Raw genomic sequence first — 786 nt, forward strand, 5'->3', positions numbered from 1 at the left:
CGGTCAGCCGCTCGGCTTGACCGTCCCCGATCCGGGCGGCGGATTTCCCCCGCCGGACGGCGGAGTCGGCGGCTGCTGCGTCGCCGGCGGTTCCGTCTTCGGCGGCGGATCCGTGGGATCGGTCGGCGTCGTCGGAGGCTGCGGCTTCGTCGTCTCGCCACCCCCCGGCGTACGGGAAGGACTCGGGTGCCCCCCACCCGTCCGCGACGGCGACGGCGAGTCGTCGGGTGAGGCCGAGCCCGACGGCGAAGGCGAGGAACTCGCGGACGGCGTCCCCGACGGCGCCCCCGTCGCCCCCGGAGTACCAGGCCGCTCGGAAGCACCGGCCGTGGGCCGGCCACGCATCGGCGCGGGCCCACCCCCACCCGACACCGGATGATCAGCGGTGAGATCGGGCTCACCATCCTGCTGCGAAGAAGACCGATCGGGCTTCACCGCATCCTGCTCGCCCCCGCCCTGTTCCCCACTCCCGGCAGAGGTCCCGAGCGAGACGACGGTCCCGAGCACGGCGGCGAGCACCACGCCCGCCCCGGCCGCGGCGAGGTTGCGCCGTCCCCCGCCGGCCATCAGCTTCTGCACCCAGGCCTGCGGCCCGCCGGGCCGCTTCCCGGACGCCGAAGGCTTGCCGTCACCGGCCCGCGGCGCGGGCACCCGCTTGATGGCCGCGGTGGAGACGCGGTCCGGGTCGGTGGTGAAGGCGGGCGGCGCGGCGGACTGCTCGCTGCGGGCCGCCGGGACCTCCTCGCCGGCGGAGCCGCGCGGGCCACCGCCGGCGGCGGGCGCCGG

The 786-nt window shown here is 77.6% G+C and carries 1 pseudogene; it reads left to right on the forward strand.

The features are described from left to right. A pseudogene (locus JNW98_RS15505) lies at positions 1 to 379 on the forward strand (hypothetical protein); the annotation flags it as partial. Positions 380 to 786: the final 407 nt, after the last annotated feature.

Source organism: Streptomyces huiliensis (assembly GCF_020037025.1).
Taxonomy (GTDB): domain Bacteria; phylum Actinomycetota; class Actinomycetes; order Streptomycetales; family Streptomycetaceae; genus Streptomyces; species Streptomyces huiliensis.